The organism is Vibrio cortegadensis (assembly GCF_024347395.1).
In the GTDB taxonomy this organism is placed as follows: domain Bacteria; phylum Pseudomonadota; class Gammaproteobacteria; order Enterobacterales; family Vibrionaceae; genus Vibrio; species Vibrio cortegadensis.
The window spans coordinates 1606065-1625645 of record NZ_AP025472.1 but is presented as its reverse complement, the minus strand read 5'-3'; the positions used below and the strand labels follow the sequence as shown (position 1 = coordinate 1625645).

14 protein-coding genes are annotated in these 19581 nt (G+C 40.8%); 11 read left to right on the top strand and 3 right to left on the bottom strand.

Features of this window, described 5'->3' with window-relative positions:
- Nucleotides 1–182: 182 nt before the first annotated feature.
- The 8 genes from OCV39_RS07860 (at nt 183) to rmf (ending at nt 13792) form a co-directional block, all read left to right on the top strand.
- Nucleotides 183–5027 (top strand): NAD-glutamate dehydrogenase, encoded by a 4845-nt coding sequence (locus tag OCV39_RS07860; protein WP_261888221.1) that lies wholly within the window; start codon nt 183–185, stop codon nt 5025–5027.
- A gap of 46 nt (nt 5028–5073) precedes the next feature.
- Nucleotides 5074–6084 (top strand): quinone-dependent dihydroorotate dehydrogenase, encoded by a 1011-nt coding sequence (gene pyrD / locus OCV39_RS07855; RefSeq protein WP_261888220.1) that lies wholly within the window; start codon nt 5074–5076, stop codon nt 6082–6084.
- A gap of 163 nt (nt 6085–6247) precedes the next feature.
- Nucleotides 6248–6790 (top strand): cell division protein ZapC, encoded by a 543-nt coding sequence (locus OCV39_RS07850; RefSeq protein ID WP_261888219.1) that lies wholly within the window; start codon nt 6248–6250, stop codon nt 6788–6790.
- Between the two features lie 688 nt (nt 6791–7478).
- Nucleotides 7479–9614: a bifunctional 23S rRNA (guanine(2069)-N(7))-methyltransferase RlmK/23S rRNA (guanine(2445)-N(2))-methyltransferase RlmL gene (gene rlmKL / locus OCV39_RS07845; protein ID WP_017053645.1), complete on the top strand. Its 2136-nt coding sequence runs from the start codon at nt 7479–7481 to the stop codon at nt 9612–9614.
- A 5-nt stretch (nt 9615–9619) separates the two neighbouring features.
- Complete coding sequence (locus OCV39_RS07840) at nt 9620–9862, top strand: glutaredoxin family protein (RefSeq protein ID WP_084654797.1); 243 nt, start codon at nt 9620–9622, stop codon at nt 9860–9862.
- The gene (locus tag OCV39_RS07835) at nt 9840–11756 is read left to right on the top strand and encodes an ABC transporter ATP-binding protein (RefSeq protein ID WP_261888218.1); all 1917 of its coding nucleotides are present in this window, start codon (nt 9840–9842) and stop codon (nt 11754–11756) included. The genes OCV39_RS07840 and OCV39_RS07835 overlap by 23 nt, the downstream gene beginning before the upstream one ends.
- Before the next feature lie 15 nt (nt 11757–11771).
- Nucleotides 11772–13466, top strand: coding sequence for a DUF3466 family protein (locus tag OCV39_RS07830; protein WP_261888217.1), 1695 nt, complete (start codon nt 11772–11774; stop codon nt 13464–13466).
- 152 nt (nt 13467–13618) lie between these two features.
- Nucleotides 13619–13792 carry a ribosome modulation factor gene (gene rmf, locus OCV39_RS07825; protein WP_017053649.1) on the top strand — a complete coding sequence of 58 codons (174 nt, stop codon included), beginning with the start codon at nt 13619–13621 and terminating at the stop codon, nt 13790–13792.
- A 182-nt stretch (nt 13793–13974) separates the two neighbouring features.
- Here the strand turns inward: rmf and fabA are convergent, their stop codons facing one another.
- Both fabA and OCV39_RS07815 read right to left on the bottom strand, forming a co-directional pair.
- Nucleotides 13975–14493, bottom strand: coding sequence for a bifunctional 3-hydroxydecanoyl-ACP dehydratase/trans-2-decenoyl-ACP isomerase (gene fabA / locus OCV39_RS07820; protein WP_017053650.1), 519 nt, complete (start codon nt 14491–14493; stop codon nt 13975–13977).
- Nucleotides 14494–14563: 70 nt separating this feature from the next.
- Nucleotides 14564–16219, bottom strand: coding sequence for a Lon protease family protein (locus tag OCV39_RS07815; RefSeq protein WP_261888216.1), 1656 nt, complete (start codon nt 16217–16219; stop codon nt 14564–14566).
- A gap of 165 nt (nt 16220–16384) precedes the next feature.
- Here OCV39_RS07815 and matP point away from each other — a divergent pair, with 165 nt between their 5' ends.
- The 3 genes from matP (at nt 16385) to OCV39_RS07800 (ending at nt 19025) form a co-directional block, all read left to right on the top strand.
- On the top strand, nt 16385–16834 hold the full coding sequence (gene matP / locus OCV39_RS07810) for a macrodomain Ter protein MatP (RefSeq protein WP_136995449.1): 450 nt from the start codon (nt 16385–16387) through the stop codon (nt 16832–16834).
- Nucleotides 16835–16848: 14 nt separating this feature from the next.
- Nucleotides 16849–17160, top strand: coding sequence for a DUF3634 family protein (locus tag OCV39_RS07805; protein WP_017053653.1), 312 nt, complete (start codon nt 16849–16851; stop codon nt 17158–17160).
- Nucleotides 17161–17810: 650 nt separating this feature from the next.
- Entirely contained in the window at nt 17811–19025 is a 1215-nt protein-coding gene (locus OCV39_RS07800) for an HDOD domain-containing protein (RefSeq protein WP_261888215.1), read from the top strand.
- Nucleotides 19026–19223: 198 nt separating this feature from the next.
- Here the strand turns inward: OCV39_RS07800 and OCV39_RS07795 are convergent, their stop codons facing one another.
- Nucleotides 19224–19487 (bottom strand): transcriptional regulator, encoded by a 264-nt coding sequence (locus OCV39_RS07795; protein ID WP_261888214.1) that lies wholly within the window; start codon nt 19485–19487, stop codon nt 19224–19226.
- Nucleotides 19488–19581 lie beyond the last annotated feature (94 nt).

Genomic DNA, 19581 nt, shown 5'->3' with positions numbered 1-19581 from the left:
GATTTTCAGAGAGTTAAATAGAATCTTAATCACATTATCAAACATTTCACCTCCTACCAGCCCCAAAATAATTAACTATTTATCAATAAAACTTTTACAATAAGATTAAGCATTACCTAAGCTAGATATGCAAATCTGGCGATCCCCTATAATAAAGATAAATCTAATTGTGGAGTATGAATATGACCGCGCGTGAAATTGTAGTGCCGGTTCTGCTTGAAAAAGTGTACCAACTTATTCAAGACAAACTCGAGCTTGCTCATCAGCCTTTAGTTACACATCTCGCTAAACATATGTTTAGTAATATTTCACAGGATGATTTAGTCCAAAGGAATGAATCTGATCTTTATGGTGCAATAATCAGCCTGTGGCATCATATCTCAGAAAAGAAAGCGGAAGACATTTCGGTACGGGTTTTCAATCCAACAGTAAGCCGCCAAGGTTGGCAGTCGACACATACTATTGTCGAAATTGTCGTTCCAGATAGTCCATTTCTTGTCGATTCTGTAAAGATGGCTCTCAACCGTCTTGATCTCTCTTCTCACCTGATGCTTCATGGTCCAACCCAACTTGATCGTACAAAGGATGGCGCAATTGTCGATGTGAATAATGGCAAAGGTGCTTTCCAATCTCTTTTTCATGTAGAAGTGGATAGATTGAGCAGCAAAGAAGAGATGACTCACCTTAAAAATGAGTTAATAGAAATTCTCAATGATACAGGTTTGGTGGTCAATGATTGGTTACTAATGGTTGAACGCCTAGAAGAAGTTACCAATCAAGTTGAAGCAAATAAATCGATTATTCCAATTGAGAGCGACCGTTTTGATGAAACAACCGCATTTATCCGTTGGTTAGGTGATCACAACTTTACCTTTATGGGGTACAAAGAGTACGACCTTGTTTCTGAAAATGGGGATACTCTTCTTAGACCAACAAAGGATAAAGGGTTAGGGTTATTTGCTAATCCAGATCGCGTAAGAAGTGTGAAGTTATCTGAATTCTCAGATTCTGCGCGTTTAGAAGCAAAGAAACCATTTTTGCTGATACTGACAAAAGGCAACACTGCTTCTCGTATACATCGTCCAGCTTACACCGATTATATTGGTATCAAAAAGTTTGATGAAAATGGCAAAGTGACAGGTGAACACCGCTTTACTGGGTTGTATACATCAGCTGTTTATAACCAAGGTGTCGCAAGCATTCCATTGGTTCGTGAGAAAGTAAAACGTATCCTAGATGCGAGTCAATATCGTGATGGTTCGTACTCCTATAAAGCGCTTCACAATATTTTAGAAAACTATCCTCGTGATGAGCTTATCCAAGCAAAAGAAGAAGAGCTTCTTGAAGTCGGGATGGGCGTGGTTCAAATGCAAGATAGAGATATGTTGCGTTTGTTCGTACGTAAAGACCCGTTTGGTCGTTTCTTTAGTTGCATGGTTTACGTTACCAAAGACCGTTACAACACGGAACTTCGCCGCCAGACTCAACGCATTTTGAAGCAGTACTTTGGCTGTGAACAAGAAGTAGAGTTTACGACTTATTTTTCAGAGAGCCCACTAGCGAGAACGCATTACATTGTTCGTGCAAACGAAAGCAATATCAATGTTGACGCAAAAACGATTGAGCAAAATCTAATGGAAGTATCTTCATCTTGGGACGATCGTTTATCCGATTCTATTGTTGCAAACTTCGGTGAAAGCAAAGGTTTACCGCTGTCCAAAGAGTACATGCGAGCTTTCCCACGTTCATACAAAGATGACATGATGCCAGGCTCTGCGGTTGCTGATATTGAAAGACTTGAAGCATTAAGTGAAGAGAATAAGCTGGGGATGCTGTTTTATCGTCCACAAGAAGAAACTGCAGACTCAAAAGCGGTGCGCTTGAAGCTGTTTTATCACAGTGATGAGCCAATCCACCTTTCAGACGTAATGCCAATGCTTGAAAACCTTGGTTTACGTGTTATCGGTGAGTCTCCATACGAAGTTAGAAAATCCAATGGTCGTACGTACTGGATCCTTGATTTCTCGATGCTTCATAAAAGTGAAGCAACCGTCGATCTTAGAGAAGCAAGAGATCGTTTCCAACAAGCATTCGCGGCAATTTGGTCTGGTGAGTTAGAGAGTGATGGATTTAACCGTTTGGTTCTTGGAGCGGGTCTAACTGGGCGTGAAATTTCAATTTTACGTGCTTATGCTCGCTATATGCGTCAAGTCGGCTTCCCATTCAGTCAGCAGTACATTGAAGAAACACTGTCTCATTATCCTAATCTAGCAAAAGGGTTAGTCGATCTTTTTGTTAAGCGTTTTGATCCAAAAGCGAAAGGCCGAATCAAAGGTCAAACCGATTTGATCGCGAAGATCACTGAACAGCTTGATCACGTAGAAAGTCTCGATGATGACCGAATTATTCGTCGTTATATGGAGATGATTTCTGCCACGCTGCGTACCAACTACTACCAGTTGGATGAGAATAAACAGTCTAAACCTTGGCTCGCTTTAAAAATGAAGCCGAAAGATATCCCAGAAATTCCGGCACCTGTGCCAGAGTTTGAGATATTTGTGTACGCACCAGATATTGAAGGTGTGCACCTACGTGGAGGCAAGGTCGCACGTGGTGGTTTACGTTGGTCAGATCGCCAAGAAGATTTCCGTACTGAGATTCTAGGTTTAGTAAAAGCTCAACAAGTAAAAAATACCGTAATCGTACCCGTGGGTGCAAAAGGTGGCTTCGTTTGTAAACGTCAGCATAACTTCACTACTCGTGATGCGATTTTTGCAGAAGGTCAGCGCTGTTATAAACGATTCATTCGCGCACTTCTGGATGTATCAGATAATATCATTGAAGGTGAGGTAAGCCCTCCGAAGAACGTGGTTCGTCATGATGAAGATGACCCGTATTTGGTTGTAGCCGCAGATAAAGGTACTGCTACATTCTCTGATTTAGCGAACTCAGTGTCAGAAGAGTACAATTTCTGGTTAGGCGATGCCTTTGCTTCTGGTGGATCTAATGGTTACGACCATAAAGCAATGGGCATTACTGCGAAAGGGGGCTGGGAGTCGGTTAAACGTCATTTCCGTGAAATGGGTATTGATTGCCAACAAACGGATTTCACCGCAATTGGTGTCGGTGATATGGCTGGGGACGTGTTTGGTAATGGCATGTTGCTATCGAAACATATTCGCATGCAAGCCGCATTTAACCACATGCATATTTTCATTGACCCGAATCCCGAGTCGGCACCAAGTTGGGAAGAGAGAAACCGTCTGTTCAACCTGCCAAGGTCAAGTTGGGAAGATTACAATGCGGATCTCATTTCTAAAGGTGGTGGTATTTTCTCTCGTCGAGCTAAGTCTATCTCTCTGACTCCTGAGATCCAGAAGATGCTCGGTACGAAGAAAGGATCCGCAACGCCGAATGATTTGATCAAAATGATCTTAAAGATGAACGTTGATCTACTTTGGAATGGGGGGATTGGTACCTATGTTAAGGCCTCTACTGAAACCCATACGAATGTCGGTGACCGCGCAAATGATTCGCTCCGTATTGATGGTAAAGATCTTAAAGCTAAGATTGTCGGAGAAGGCGGCAACTTGGGTATGACTCAGTTAGGTCGTATTGAATACGCTCTTACTGGCGGTCGTGTGAATACAGACTTTGTCGATAACGTTGGTGGCGTAGACTGTTCTGACAATGAAGTTAACATTAAGATCTTCTTGAATGGTTTAGTCTCAAATGGGGATATGACGGTTAAGCAGCGTAACCAAGTGCTTGAGTCAATGGAAGATGAAGTGGGTGAGATCGTTCTGGATGATGCTTACTGCCAGGCTGAATCAATCTCTGTGACGGAACATCAAGGGGTATCATTGGTGAAAGAGCAGATACGCTTTATTCACGCAATGGAGAAAGGGGGCTATCTAGATCGTGCTCTTGAGTACATTCCAGATGATGAGACATTACTTGAAAGAGAGAAGTTGGGCAAAGCGCTCACTCGACCAGAGCTTTCGGTTCTGATTGCTTATGGCAAAATGGTGCTTAAAGAAGATCTTGTTTGTGATGAAATTGCAAAAGATGAGTTCCATTCGCAGCAATTAACTCAGTACTTCCCGACAGCGTTACGTCGTAACTATTTATCACATATGGATAACCATCCATTACGTGCAGAAATTATAGCAACAGGTCTCGCCAACCAAATGGTTAATGAGATGGGCTGCAATTTTGTCACTCGTTTGCAAGAGGAGACAGGGGCGACTATTGCCGACATTGCGAATTCTTATGCCGCTGCGCGTGAAATATTTGGTTTGGGTGAGGTTCTTAAGAACTTACGACAGTTAGATAACCAAGCGGAATCAACGGCACAATATGATTTAATGTTTTATGTTCGTCGTACACTTCGCCGTTTATCTCGTTGGTTACTACGAAATAGAACAGGTAAGTTATCAGTTAAAGAACTCATTGCTCTTTATCAAAATGATGTCGATACCATTGTTGATAAGCTTGATGACTTACTGGTTCCTGATGAAGTTGCAGAACATAATGAGTTAGCGAAGTCATGGATTGATCGCGGCATTGATGCTGAACTTGCTAATTATGTTGCAAGGTTGTCTAGTTTATACTCAGCACTGGATATATCCACAGTATCCCGTGAAAAAGGTAAAACAGTCGTTCAAGCGGCTAAGTTGTACTTTAACTTGGGTGACAGACTTTCACTTCACTGGTTCTTGAAGCAAATTAACGGTCAAGGCGTGGATAATAACTGGCAAGCACTTGCAAGAGCGGCATTCCGAGAAGACTTAGATTGGCAACAACGCCAATTAACGGGACAAGTTCTGAGTTGTGGTTGCGCGCCAGAAGATCTTGATGTGATGAAGGCGCTTGATGAGTGGATTGACGCGAATTCAATTTCTCTTCATCGCTGGGAGAGCATTTTAAATGAGTTCAAAGTCGGTTCTGTTCATGAATTTGCTAAATTTTCCGTCGCTTTACGGGAATTGATGTTATTAAATTTGAATTGTTCGGCAAATGAGTAAATAATACAGCCCCGTTTATACGGGGCTTTTTATTATCGGAGGCACAATGCTCTACCGTCTTGCCAGAAGTGGCTTTTTCCAACTTGATGCCGAAAAGGCACATGATCTTGCAATCCAAAATCTTCAACGCTTTACCGGCACACCTATTGATCTTTTTTATCGTCAACAACTACCTCAACGTTCAGTTGAATGCATGGGACTTACTTTTAAGAACCCTGTAGGGCTAGCGGCTGGCTTAGATAAAAATGGCGAATGTATCGATGCTTTCGGTGCAATGGGCTTTGGTTTCATTGAAGTCGGCACGGTTACTCCTCTTCCTCAACCGGGCAATGATAAACCACGTATGTTCCGCCTTGTTGAAGCGGAAGGTATCATCAATCGTATGGGCTTTAATAATCTTGGCGTAGATGTACTCGTCGAGAATGTTAAGCGTTCAAATTACGATGGCGTACTTGGGATTAACATTGGTAAAAACAAAGATACACCAATCGAAAAGGGTAGCGATGATTACCTAATTTGTATGGAAAAAGTGTATCAGTACGCAGGCTATATTGCGGTAAACATCTCTTCACCAAATACTCCTGGTCTTCGTTCTCTTCAATATGGAGAGGCTCTTGATGAATTGCTTTCAGATCTAAAAGTGAAACAATCAGAGTTAGAACAGAAACATGGTAAGTATGTACCTCTTGCATTGAAAATTGCACCAGATTTGAGTGATGATGAAATTAGTCAGATTTGCCAATCTCTGATCAACAATAGGATCGATGGTGTTATCGCAACCAACACCACTCTTGATCGCTCAATCGTTGAAGGAATGAAGTTTTCAAATGAAGCGGGCGGTTTAAGTGGACGTCCTGTTCAATCGCGCAGTACTGAAGTCGTTCGTAAGCTTCATGAAGAGCTTGGCGATAAACTCCCAATTATCGGAGTAGGTGGTATCGACTCTTATGTTGCAGCAAAAGAGAAGATGATGGCTGGCGCTAAACTCGTACAGGTTTACTCAGGTTTCATCTATAAAGGTCCAGGTTTAGTACGAGATATCGTTAAAAATCTATAAATTTATTAAATTGCAATAAGTTACTGGGTCGTTTTAAGCATAGAAGGGGGAATGATTTCCCCTTTTTTTTTTCGCTTTGCTTTGTAAAATTGTATTTGTTGAAGAAATAGCAGTGGTGCTTTTTTCAATTCCTACGTTTATCTTGAAGATATGAGACAAAGTAATGTTGAAACCGAGCGATACATGGAAGTGGTATTTTGAAGATGAGAGCTCTAGCTTAATGCTAGATCTCGGTCAAAATATGCTGTTTCAAACAAACTTGGTTCGTAAACTATTGGTTGACTGTGCAATTGGAAATAATGAATTCACAGTTGATGATGCCTCTGCTTTTCAAACATACAAAGAACAAATCCAATATTTAGGCTTAAGCGAACCTCGCCAAGCCGAACTTACCTTATATTGCGTAGCGGCTAAACGTTTCCATAAACCAGTACAACCTAAGAGCTGGTTCTTCGATTATCAAGGCGAAGCCTATCAGCCTTGTGAAGGTGATATTATTAGCTTGGTCAATGAGAACGGGCAAGGACACTTCATCGTTCTAGAGGTAGGGGATAACGCTAGCCTGTGTATATCGGTAGAGCGTGACTCATTTATGCTTACTTCATCCAAAATGCTCAATTTTGGTGATTCTATTAAAGTGATGCATGACCGCATGGCATGTGCAAATCATATCCTAGCATCTAATCACATTGCATTAGTCGGCTAACGCAATGCCCAACACTTTGATACCCAACATAGTTTAATTCCCACTACATAGCTAGTTATCAGCCTCCTTCTGCTATAACTCAATTATTCACGTCACCATTCCGTTAAATACTCCTTCCTTGAATAACTCCATTAAATTCGCCCGTAAATTCTTGTAAAAAATAGGCTTAATGGGTGGGGGAGATTAACAGATATTCTCCGTCTTAATGAAAATGTCAATAAATAAACCAGCTAGCCTATATATCTTAGATGTAATATAAGGTGTTACTAGCGACAAGAATGCCTATTAATCAATCAATATATCTACCCTGTATGTGTCTTACTAATGATACGTATACAGAAAATGAAATTATTTTTCTCTCGTTGTGACACTTTCAAGCACTGCTCATCCTCCATAATACCAATATTATTCCCTGTTTATGAAAATTTGTAGCTAAATTTCACCTTAAAAAGCCATCTGGTATAGTCCAAAATCTACGTGAATAAGTATTCACTATCAATAAGTCCCTTTGTTTATGGTGCTGATTCAAGAGTGCTGTGTTTTCGAATGAAAATGTAGATAGAGAAGCTAAGCTGGTGGTTTGATGAGCATTTGAGCTGTTTTAGAAAGAAAAGAATCAGTTAGTTTGATGAATCCTCTGCAATCTCAGGTATAATCAAGCTCATTTTTTTATTAATAAAAGAACACTATGAATCAATATCTAGCGGTTACCTCAAACGGCCTTGAGAACCTATTAGTTGAAGAACTAAAGCAATTAGGGATCTCTGACCCAAAACCGGTTCAAGCCGGTGTGAAATTTAAAGCAACGAATGAACAGATCTACCGTTGCTGTTTGTGGAGTCGTTTAGCATCTAGATTTGTACGTGTTTTGTCTGAATTCACTTGCCAAGATGATATGGACTTGTACTTGTCATCAACATCAGTGAACTGGGTAAATCACTTCCACAGTTCAAAGCGATTTGTTGTTGATTTCAACGGTACAAATAATGAGATACGTAATAGTCAATATGGCGCAATGAAAGTAAAAGATGCGGTTGTTGATTGTTTCGAAAAGAAAGGTTTACCTCGTCCTTCGATCAGTAAAGATCAGCCGGATCTTCGTATTCACGTACGTTTACACCGTGATAAAGCTTTGATTGGTATTGATATGGTGGGGAGTGGTCTTCATCAGCGTGGTTACCGCCCAGAGTCTGGCCGAGCGCCTTTACGTGAAACGCTTGCAGCTGCCGTCATTCTACGTAGTGGCTGGGATGCAACGAAACCTTTCTTAGACCCTATGTGTGGTTCTGGTACGTTGGTCATTGAAGCTGCGATGATGGCAGCGAATATGGCACCAGGTGTTAAGCGCCAATCTTGGGGCTTCCAAGCTCTAGAAGATTTTGAGCCAGAAACATGGGCAGAAGTAAAATCTGAAGCAAGCGTACAAGCTCGCCGTGGTGTTAAGAAGGTAGAATGCAAATTCTATGGCGTAGATAACGATCCGCGCGTTTTACAAACTGCGCGTGATAATGCTCGTCGTGCTGGTGTAGAGAGCCTTATCGAATTTACGTTGGGTGATGCGGCTCAACTCAAGAAACCTGCTGAATTTAACAACGGTGTGATTGTCTCAAACCCACCATATGGTGAACGTTTGGGTACAGCTCCTGGCCTTATTGCGCTTTACACTGCGTTTGGTGCGCAACTGAAATCAGAGTTTGGTGGTTGCCAAGCATCAATTTTCTCAAGTAATGATGAGCTGCTTAGTTGCTTACGCATGCGAGCTGAAAAACAGTATAAATTGAATAACGGTGCGTTACCGTGTCACCAAAAGAACTATTCAATCTCAGATCGCCCGATGTCAGAACGTCCGGAAGCTGATCAACAGACCGTTGTCGCTCCTGACTTTGCTAACCGCTTAAAGAAAAACATTGGTAAAATAGGCAAGTGGGCACGTAAAGAGAAACTGGATTGCTACCGAATCTATGATGCAGATTTACCTGAGTACAATGTCGCTATTGACGTATACCCAGGTTACCTTGTGATCCAAGAGTATGCGGCGCCGAAAGATGTACCTGAAGAGAAAGCAAAACGCCGTTTAACCGACATCATTCGAGCAAGCATTCAAGTGACAGGTGTGGATGCAAATAACGTTGTACTTAAAGTTCGTGAAAAACAGAAAGGACGTTCGCAATACCAAAAATTGGCTCAGCAGTCGTCTAAGATGGAAGTCAACGAATACGGCGTTAAGCTTATCGTTAATCTAACAGACTATCTTGATACAGGCCTGTTCCTTGATCATAAGTTGACTCGTCGTAAGCTAGGTGAGTTAGCAGCGGGTAAAGATTTCCTAAACTTGTTCGCGTACACAGGCTCTGCAACAGTTCATGCTGCGTGTGGTGGTGCTAAATCAACGACGACGGTTGATATGTCGAACACTTATTTAGATTGGGCGAAAGAGAACCTTGCGCTGAACGGTCAATCAGGTAAGCAACATAAGTTTGAGCAAGCAGACTGCCTACAGTGGTTAGCGAAGGCGACAGATAAATTCGATCTTATTTTTATCGATCCGCCAACGTTCTCTAACTCAAAGCGTATGGAGCAATCTTTCGATATTCAGCGTGATCATATTATGCTGATGGAGAACTTAAAACGTATCTTGAATGAGCAGGGGACGATTGTTTTCTCTAATAACAAACGTCACTTCAAAATGGATTTAGATGCGTTGAAAGAGTTAGGCTTGTCTGCTCGTAATATTTCACACCAAACCTTACCACTAGATTTCTCACGTAATAAGCACATTCACAATTGCTGGGTGATTACGCACAGTGATGCTGCTCAAGGTTAATTAAAGTGCTGACATTATACAGTACAGAAGGGTGCCATCTATGTGAGATGGCATTCGAACTACTTCAAAGCTTGAATTTGACAGACCAAGTTGAAGTAGTGGATATCGCTTTTGATGATGAGTTGTTTTCACGTTACGGGGTCACAATACCTGTGCTCAAATATCAAAATTCAGAAATTAATTGGCCTTTCGGCCTGCAAGAATTACAAGACTGGTTAAATAACAATGGCATTACTTACCATACATAACGCACAACTGGCTTTTGGTGACCACCCATTACTTGATCATGCAGATTTTGCTCTGCAAGAAAACGAGCGGGTTTGTCTCGTGGGTCGTAATGGTGCGGGTAAATCAACACTGATGAAGATTCTAGCAGGCGATGTTTTGCTAGATGATGGAAAAATTCAGATCACGCAAGATGTTGTTGTTTCTCGATTAGAACAAGATCCACCACGTAACGAAGAAGGTACGGTTTATCAATACGTGTCTGGTGGTTTGGCTGAAGTTGGTGAGCAACTTAAGATCTACCATGATCTTCTTGATCTTATTGCTATCGACCCATCAGAGAAGAATATTAACCGTTTATCTCGTGTACAAGAACAGCTTGATCACTCAAATGCTTGGCGTTTCGAAGATCGTGTAACGAATGTATTAGCTGCTCTTAAATTAGATGCTGAAACCAAACTGACGGAATTATCTGGTGGTTGGCAGCGCAAAGCGGCGCTTGCTCGTGCTTTAGTGTGTGATCCGGATGTATTACTCCTTGATGAACCAACTAACCACCTTGATGTTACGACAATTGAATGGCTAGAGGGGTTCTTAAAGGATTTTCGTGGGTCAATAATCTTCATTTCTCACGATCGCGCATTCATCAAATCGATGTCGACACGTATTGTTGATTTGGATCGCGGTAAATTGTGCTCTTACCCTGGCGATTACGAAAATTACCTAATAGAGAAAGAAGAAGCGCTGCGTGTTGAAGAGATGCAAAATGCTGAGTTTGATAAAAAGCTTGCTCAAGAGGAAGTTTGGATCAGACAAGGTATCAAAGCCCGTCGTACTCGTAATGAAGGTCGTGTAAGAGCACTTAAGAAACTACGTGAAGAACGTTCTAACCGACGTGAAGTGCAAGGTAAGGCTAATATGCAAATCGATACCTCGGCTCGCTCAGGTAAGATTGTATTTGAAGCTGAAAACCTATCTTTTGCGTTTGAAGGCAAGCAGATTGTTTCTGATTTCAGCTTCAATATTATGCGTGGTGACCGTATCGCACTTATCGGGCCTAATGGCTGTGGTAAGAGTACAGTTCTCAAGTTGTTATTAGACAAATTGCAGCCTGATTCTGGTCGTTTGCATTGTGGTACTAAGTTAGAAGTGGCGTATTTCGATCAATATCGCGAAATTTTAGATCTAGAAAAATCTGTAATTGATAACCTTGCTGAAGGGAAGCAAGAAGTGACTGTCGGCGGCAGAGAGCGTCATGCACTTAGCTACCTTCAAGATTTCTTATTCTCGCCAAAGCGTGCTCGTACGCCAGTTAAAGCACTGTCTGGTGGTGAGAAAAATAGACTGTTATTGGCTCGGATCTTCCTTAAATCGAATAATTTATTGATTCTTGATGAACCAACCAATGATTTAGATATCGAAACATTGGAACTTTTAGAAGATTTGCTTGCCAACTATCAGGGTACTTTACTTCTTGTAAGCCACGATCGTCAGTTTGTAGATAATACGGTAATGACGAGCTGGATATTTGAAGGTAATGGTCAAGTTGAAGAGTTTGTGGGTGGTTATCACGATGCTCAGCAACAAAGGCTGCAAGCTCAGCAGTATCGAGTGGTTGAAAAGTCACCAAAGAAACAGAAAGTGGTTGAGGAAACTCCCAAAACCGCACCAGTAAAAGCTAAAGCGAAGAAGTTATCGTATAAGCTACAGCGAGAGTTAGAACTTTTACCTTCTCGTTTAGAAGAGTTAGAAACACAAATTGAAGCACTGCAGTCTCAAGTGAACGATCCCAATTTCTTTGTTCAGCTAGCAGAGCAAACACAACCCATTTTAGACAAGTTGTCTGCCACCGAGCAGGAGCTTGAAGTTGCTTTTGAGCGTTGGGAAGAGCTTGAAGCAATGCAACAGGAAAGTTAATTGTTAATGAGTCGTATGAATTTAAAGTTAGCTACATTTAAGCTAACCACTGTCGCCGCTACTATTTTAGCTGCGACTTCAGCAAATGCAGCCCTCTACAAGATCGTTGAAGTTGCCCCTACGGGGGTTTCAGCTGATCAATATGTAGAAGTGTATGGTGAAACTATTCAACCTGTTGTTGCTAACTATGATGCAGGAGCCAGTCAATTAGGCTGTTTTGAATCTTCAGCTGATAGCACTGCCTGTGAAGCTTATAAGTTGGCAGGTGATACCCGTAATTGGGCAGAAGGTATCAGTTACCGTGAAGAAGCGCCTTTTGGGATGGACAATTCCTTCAGCTATGTTCAAGAAGCCGGTGATTTTGAAGATTACTGTGATGCTTATTTACAATATAACACCTGCAAAACTTGGGCGAGTGTTGAGTGGGAAGGTTACAGTAAAGAACTGAACAAAGAACAAAATGCATTAGCTTTTGTTGAAGGCGACGCAAGTGCTTGGATAAACAGTAACTTTAATAATGTGATTAATGCTCTTACTTCTGATGGGAAACCTGTAGGCAACCAGAGTATTATTGATGGTACAAGAAACCAAGCGGTTGCGCCGAATGCGTTAACTCTTACTGATGTACCATATCAATCACGAGCATGGTTTAGTGATGGTACATATAGTGCTGGTAGCGTTTCGACAGCAGTAACCAATGATAATGGTGCTTACTACGCATCAAAAGCGGCTATTTGGAACGGTTCTAAAACAGTTGAACTAGATTGGGCGGCTGGTGGTGTAGAGAAAGATGAAGATGCGCTAGCACAAGCAAGTCTTCGTTCATTTTATGTCGATGCAGATAAGATCATTGCGGTTGGCTTTAATAATTACGACGATCAGTACATGAATGCCACCGTGTTCGAAAGTACTTCTAAAGACTTAGCAACTGCAACTTGGACTCAGAAGCCTATTAGTGGTGTGCAAAGAACTGCCAGCGACAGTGTTTATCTTCACTCTACTGCAGTCGACATTAATAAAAACCATCTTATTCTTGGACAAGCGAAGCACTACAATAGTGGTAATGCAGATAGCGGTGCGTATCCAGATAAAATTTTTGTTTCAACTTATGATGACTCTACGGATGGAACTACTACCACGATGCTAAATGGCACTGAATCTATCTTCTTTACTGGCGCTGGTGGAAAAGCGGGTGCGATCAATAATTTCAATGAAATTGTTGGCCAAATTGACGCTGAAACCAACCGTGAAGATGGCGGTCGTGCTCGTAAACACCGTGGGTTTATTTATCCTTATGGGACGCAAGCGCAAGGTTCTGTTTCTGATCGCCAAGCTATTTTCGATAATAAAGCATGGTGGTTGGATGATCTAACCAATGGTGAAACTGATGGTGATCTCACTATTTCAGAGGCTAATAATGCTTTCCGTGTCATCGATGCAACAGGTATCAACGATGCTGGCGTAATTTCAGCGACGGCAATTAAGTGTTCAGTCGCTGGTGGATACGATACAACGTCACATAATTCATACTGTGGTGGCGGTGACACTCAAGAACAAATCGTTGCGGTGAAGCTGATTCCTATCTCAAGTGCAACAAAAGATGATATTCACGTCCGAAGTAATGACCAAACAGCGGTTGAGCGCCAAGGTGCAGGTTTAGGCTGGCTCGTTTTGACAATGCTTGGTTTATTTAGTTTCCGTAGAAAATAAATAAGTTTCGACTTTAAAGCACAAGTTCACATTTTTGAATTTGTGCTTTTTTTTAACTTGAGAAAGTACGTTTTTTGAGCAATTCTTAATTGTGGTGTTAAAAAATACCCGTTGTATGTAAGAAAATAGAATCATCGTAAGAGGACTGCATAATGAAGAGACAAAAACGTGATCGCCTAGATCGAGCGCAATCTCAAGGATATAAAGCAGGTTTAAATGGGAAATCTCAAGAAGCTTGCCCGTATCAACAGATGGACTCTCGTTCGTATTGGCTAGGTGGATGGCGTGATGCCAGAGACGATAAGCAATCGGGACTCTATAAGTAAAATACCTTTCATACAATTATAGGATTTGAAAAGACTCATTTATGGGTCTTTTCTGCGTTAGAGATTAGAGATTAGAGATTAGAGATTAGAGATAGAGACAATTAAATCCTGACGCTGAAGTGCGCATATAAAAAAGCAGCTCAATTGAGCTGCTAATAAAACTTATGAGATTCTCATTTGAACTAGAAGTTAGAGGTATCTTGGAAAAGACCCACTTTTAGATCTTTCGCGACGTAGATTTCTTTTCCATCAACTAACACACGACCATCTGCTAGTCCCATAACTAATCGACGGTTCACAACACGCTTCATATTGATTTCGTAAGTTACTTTCTTAGCCGTAGGTAAGATTTGGCCTGTGAATTTAACTTCACCAACACCTAATGCGCGGCCTTTACCTTCGCCACCAACCCAGCCAAGGAAGAATCCAACAAGTTGCCACATTGCATCTAGGCCAAGACAGCCTGGCATTACAGGGTCACCTGGGAAATGGCAGTCAAAAAACCATAGATCAGGAGTAATGTCTAGCTCAGCTAGTATCAAGCCTTTACCAAATTCACCTTCAGTTTCAGACATTTTTGTAATACGGTCCATCATCAACATGTTTGGTGCTGGTAGTTGAGGACGTCCTGGGCCAAAAAGTTCTCCTTGGCTTGACGCTAAAAGATCTTCGCGAGTGTAAGAATCACGTTTATTTTGCATTATCAATTACTCCAATTTTTGATACGTGCATTTTAGTGAACACGTGTACGCTAAACAAGTCCGATCAGTACTAAGCAAACCAGTTCTTGATGCGATCCACAATTCCATGGGGATGCTCGTGTCTTTCGAAATTTTCTATACGTTCTGCAATCTTATTGATCACACTGTCTTCTTGATCTCCACGGAAAGGTTTATCCATGATGATCGGAATGGCTTCATCAACATTCGATACGGACCAAATGTGAAATTCATTATTCTTAATGCTATTTACGACATCTTTGTGTAAAGCAAGATGCTTAAGGTTACTCTTCGGCAATACAACGCCTTGTTTACCAGTGAAGCCTTGGTGTTCGCATACTCGGTAGAAACCTTCAATCTTTTCGTTTAAACCACCAACGGCTTGGACGCGACCAAATTGATCCACAGCACCTGTCACCGCAATCTGTTGATTGATTGGATACTCTGATAGGGCACTGACAAGCGAACATAGCTCTGCAAGTGAAGCGCTGTCGCCATCAACTTCGCAGTATGATTGCTCGAACACGACAGAAGCTGCGTACGGAAGTGGTTCATCGAGGTTTAAAGCGCTGCTGACAAAGGCCTGCATTATCATCATCCCTTTGGCGTGTAAATTGCCACCAAGTTCAGCTTTACGCTCAACGTCAGAGATATCACCATCTCCAAAGTGAATTACACAAGAAATACGAGCAGGTTCACCATAACTAATAGGATGCCCAGGAACGTCAATAACCGTTAAGCCATTCACCTGACCAACTTGCTCACCTTCAGTTTCAATGATGACTTGTCCGTCTAGAATGTCATCGATAGCTCGGTTCGGGAGATAATTTTCCCGGAAAGCTTTATGATCGATCGCTTGATCGATGTGCTCAAAGGAGATAGTTTCATGGTTTGATTCAATCGCAGATTCAGTCAGAATGGTGTTGTGCCAAATTACGCAAACAGGTAGGTATTCTTGATCTTCCGTTTCACGAGCGCCTGCGGTAAGTAATCGAGGTAGGGCATCAATACTTAATTGAGGTAGTTGGTATCGAAAAGTTAACCACTTCAAATATCCCAAATAGAGCTCTAGAGATTGAGGTGTTTCAACCTTCATCTCCATCTCAATTTCACCAAATAAACAAAAACCGGATTGAATGTCTTCATCTAAATAGTCAAGATCGGCTAATTGACCACGATCACCGACAACAATTAACTTGATATCAAATGTTCGTTCCACGACGCTTTGTGTGATCTGTTTTGGAGCACTGTTAATCGCTTGAACACATTGTCCTAATAGTGCTGATTTTAATTTAATCCACAAAGACGGATTTGCTAAAATCAAATTAGCTGAAATGACAAGGTAGCCGCCATCAGCTTGAGAGAGCAGGCCAGGGACAAGTAAAGAAACTTCCGAGTTGGAAACTGAATAATGATCAAACAGACTCTCTATATCTAGCGTTTCAGCGCATATGACTGGTGAAGAGCTAGGAACTAGCGAGTGTTCTCGAATACTAGAGATCAGTAGTTCGCGATATACAGCATTATCAGGGGAATTAACAAGTAGCACTCTTGATAGATTAGAAAGTTGATCGAATCTTTGAATTGCACTTCTTAACCTTGGTTGTAGATCTAGGAAGCTCTGTGACTTGATAGATAAAAACTGCTCAAATAGTGGCTGAAACTGCTCATACTGGGGAGTGGCTAAACGCCAATCTTCTTGATTCATCGAGATTACTGTTTAATAAAAAGGATCGAAAGTATATAGAAAAAAGTGAGTAGGTAATAGCAGTATCTAATTCACGATCTGAATCCCTTTTTGACATTGATTATATTGTTTTGATTAAGACCTTGGGTTACGCTGTCACCCTAGCTAACAACGGGATCTTTACACATGAAATATCAGCAACTTGAAAACTTAGAATGTGGCTGGAAATGGCAATATTTAGTTAAAAAATGGAAAGATGGCGCCTCAATAACTAGACACATTGATTCAAGCGAAGCTGACCATGCTGTAGCACAACTAAAACAACTAGAGCATGAGCCAACGCTTGTACTTGAATGGATTGAAAACCATATGGCGTTGGAGTTGGACAACAAGCTTAAACAAGCGATTAGAGCTAAGCGTAAACGTCACTTTAATGCAGAACAAATCCATACAAAGAAGAAGTCCATTGATTTGGATTACCGTGTGTGGGAAAAATTATCGCAACGCGCTGGTGAGCTAGGTTGTACCTTATCAGACGCTATAGAATACTTATTGAGTGAAGCTTCCCGTAGTGAAAAGGCAAGTAAAACAGTTACAAATTTAAAAGAAGATCTTAGTAAATTATTATCTGAATAATTGAGGTTACTAATATGATGTATGTAATATTGATTGCAGCCATTTTGGTCCTATGGCTAGTTGCAGTAGATCGCCCAGTATTAAAAATTTCATTTAAAAATGGCATGATTTTAAAGACAAAAGGGCACTTGCCTCCATCATTTAAACACAATCTTGTTGAAATTGGTGACAAAGCCTCTTTTGATGGCGATCTAAAAGTATATAGTCAAAGAACCGGGATGAAATTGGTGTTTTCCAAATCTGTTCCAAAGAAAGTACAGCAGCGAATCAAAAACGTGTTTCCGCATCAAGGTTTCAAATCAAGCGGTAAGAAGAAGAGCAAATAAATGGCTCAATGGCTCCATCGATTAATGGTAACTAGGTTTCATTGTTACACCATCTTGATATCACACTCTCAAGTTTTGCATTTTTGAACGCTGAGTAAATACAAATCCGTATACTGCTTACATTCGTAATTGATAGGATCGGAGAGTGTAGCCATGTATTGGAGAGTATGTGTTTTAGCAAGTTTAATGTTTATTAGTAGCCTTTCATTGGCCGATGACTCAGAGAGAAACCCGCTAGCGAAACAGATAAAATCAAAACTTATAAAACATGTAAGAAAGCATACAGATGGTTACGTTGGCTATTGTAATGTCATGATTGAAATGAGGTATGATTCGCGCCGGGCTTCGATTCGATCGATAAAGACGAGTGGTGATAGCAAAGTATGTAAACTGAGTAAAAAATATCTTCAGAAAGGGACTAAATTTAAATACACCTACCTTGAGAAGTACCTGAATCTTCATATCTCCCCATAAATTTCTGCTGTAATTCAACATAATGACTATATTGATGAAAACTCTTAATGTTAGCTCTGGTAATTAGCTAAAATATGATTATTATTCTGAACCAAGATCTCTTATTACATAATTATCATTTAGCATCAGATTCGAGCTAAACTCATAAGATAGTTTTTGCAAAAGGACAGGCAATATTGCTCCTAACAAATAAACGCTATACACCACAAGCTCGAGAGATGGCAAATCGAGTGACAACTGAAGTGTCAGAACGATATGCAAAGTGGCTGATTAACCCTAAATACATTGTTGACCAAAATGATGTAGATAAGCGATTGAGCTTGCAAGACCGTTTTTGTGATGATGTGATTTTTGATGAAAATGACCGGATAACTCGCAATCAACGTATTTTACTTGAATGTGAGCAATCAAGAATAAAAGAGAAAGATGAGAAGCTAGCGACGAAGCAAAAAACATTAAAAAGTGCTATCGATAAAGTTTCAATGATTGCCGAACGAATGATGTGTGAAAAACTGGCATCAGATGAGATGAATCGCTTATTCGGACGTGTACCGGATTTTGGTGAATTAGCATCTTTTGCCTACTCACCGTCACTGAGTTTTCGTAAGCTAGGGGAACTTCTGGACAACAGCCATCAGCTTAGTTCGTCTGTTCTTGATTTTGTTAATACGTCAGGTTCAGAACGCTCATCAAATAGTTCTAAAGGGATCGTTGATGCTAAAACAGCATTGGGACTTATTGGAATCGACAATTGTCGTCTTCTGTTCCCGGTCTTAATGGCTCGTCCATTACTTCGCTGGTCAGACAAAAATACGAATCATATGGCACCCAAAATGTGGCAACATTTAGTTGTTACTTCAAATGTAACTCGTATGCGATTACAAGAAACGGATGTTAAATGTCCCGAAGTTGGGGTTCTGTTGGGTACATTGCGGACAATGAGTATGTTTGTGATGAGTAACCTTTGTAGCCAGGTTTTTGAGGATGCTTTGGTTTATGTCATGACTAAATATCGAGAAGTAGGTCTAAAAGATGAATACTATGCTTGTGCTGATATTCAACCATCACTGATCTTTTTGCCTAGTGTTATCCGTAAAATGGATAAAAATTTAACAGAACGCTTGTTGAATGAAATTGAGTGGAAGCCGACAACGATTCATCTTAAAAATGCAATTATCGAAGATCTGGAAAATATTGAGATTGAAGAGCGAAGTGCTTATGGTGCAGCGTTAGGTCAGGCTCATAAATTTTCGATTTATGATGCGATGCAAAGAAGCGAAGCTTTTCAAGACAAACACAAACCATATTGGTTTTCTACAGTGCAGATGCCAGGGGCGGCGCTTACCAATATTAAAACGCGCTCGCCAGGAAAATTAACTTACGCATTGTAGAGGTCGCTTGTAAATCACCAGTGATTAAAGCCAAACATTAATAGTGTTTGGCTTTTTTTGGTTGAAAATACATTACAGCGTCACTTAATTTTTTCGTTGCGAATCAATTGAAACAATAGTACTAAGTTTAGCAGCGTTTGAGGCCGAATCTTCCCCGCTATCCCCAGTGCGTATTATGTATACAGTGGTAATTATGATTTAGGAGATTCTTGCAGAGTGTAACGCATTGATTAGGCGAGGGTTATTGTACTTATCGTCTATCAATCCGAAGACGACATTTTGATCATCAAGTCCTAAAATATCAGCTACTTGAAAAGCCATATCCCAGTCCATTGAACTTATACCTTTGCGCCAATTGTACAGGCGACCATTGCCCACACTGAGTTTCTTAGCCAATTGATACTCTGAAGTTAATTCGAACTTAGTTTTTACGTTGTCTAAAAGTACATTCGTATAATTCATTTTCCGCGCTCAAAAATCCCTCAGTTGTTAAATAATAATAGAACATTATGTTTATTTCACTATTCCAAGGCGTATTGGAATACATATTTGTTTG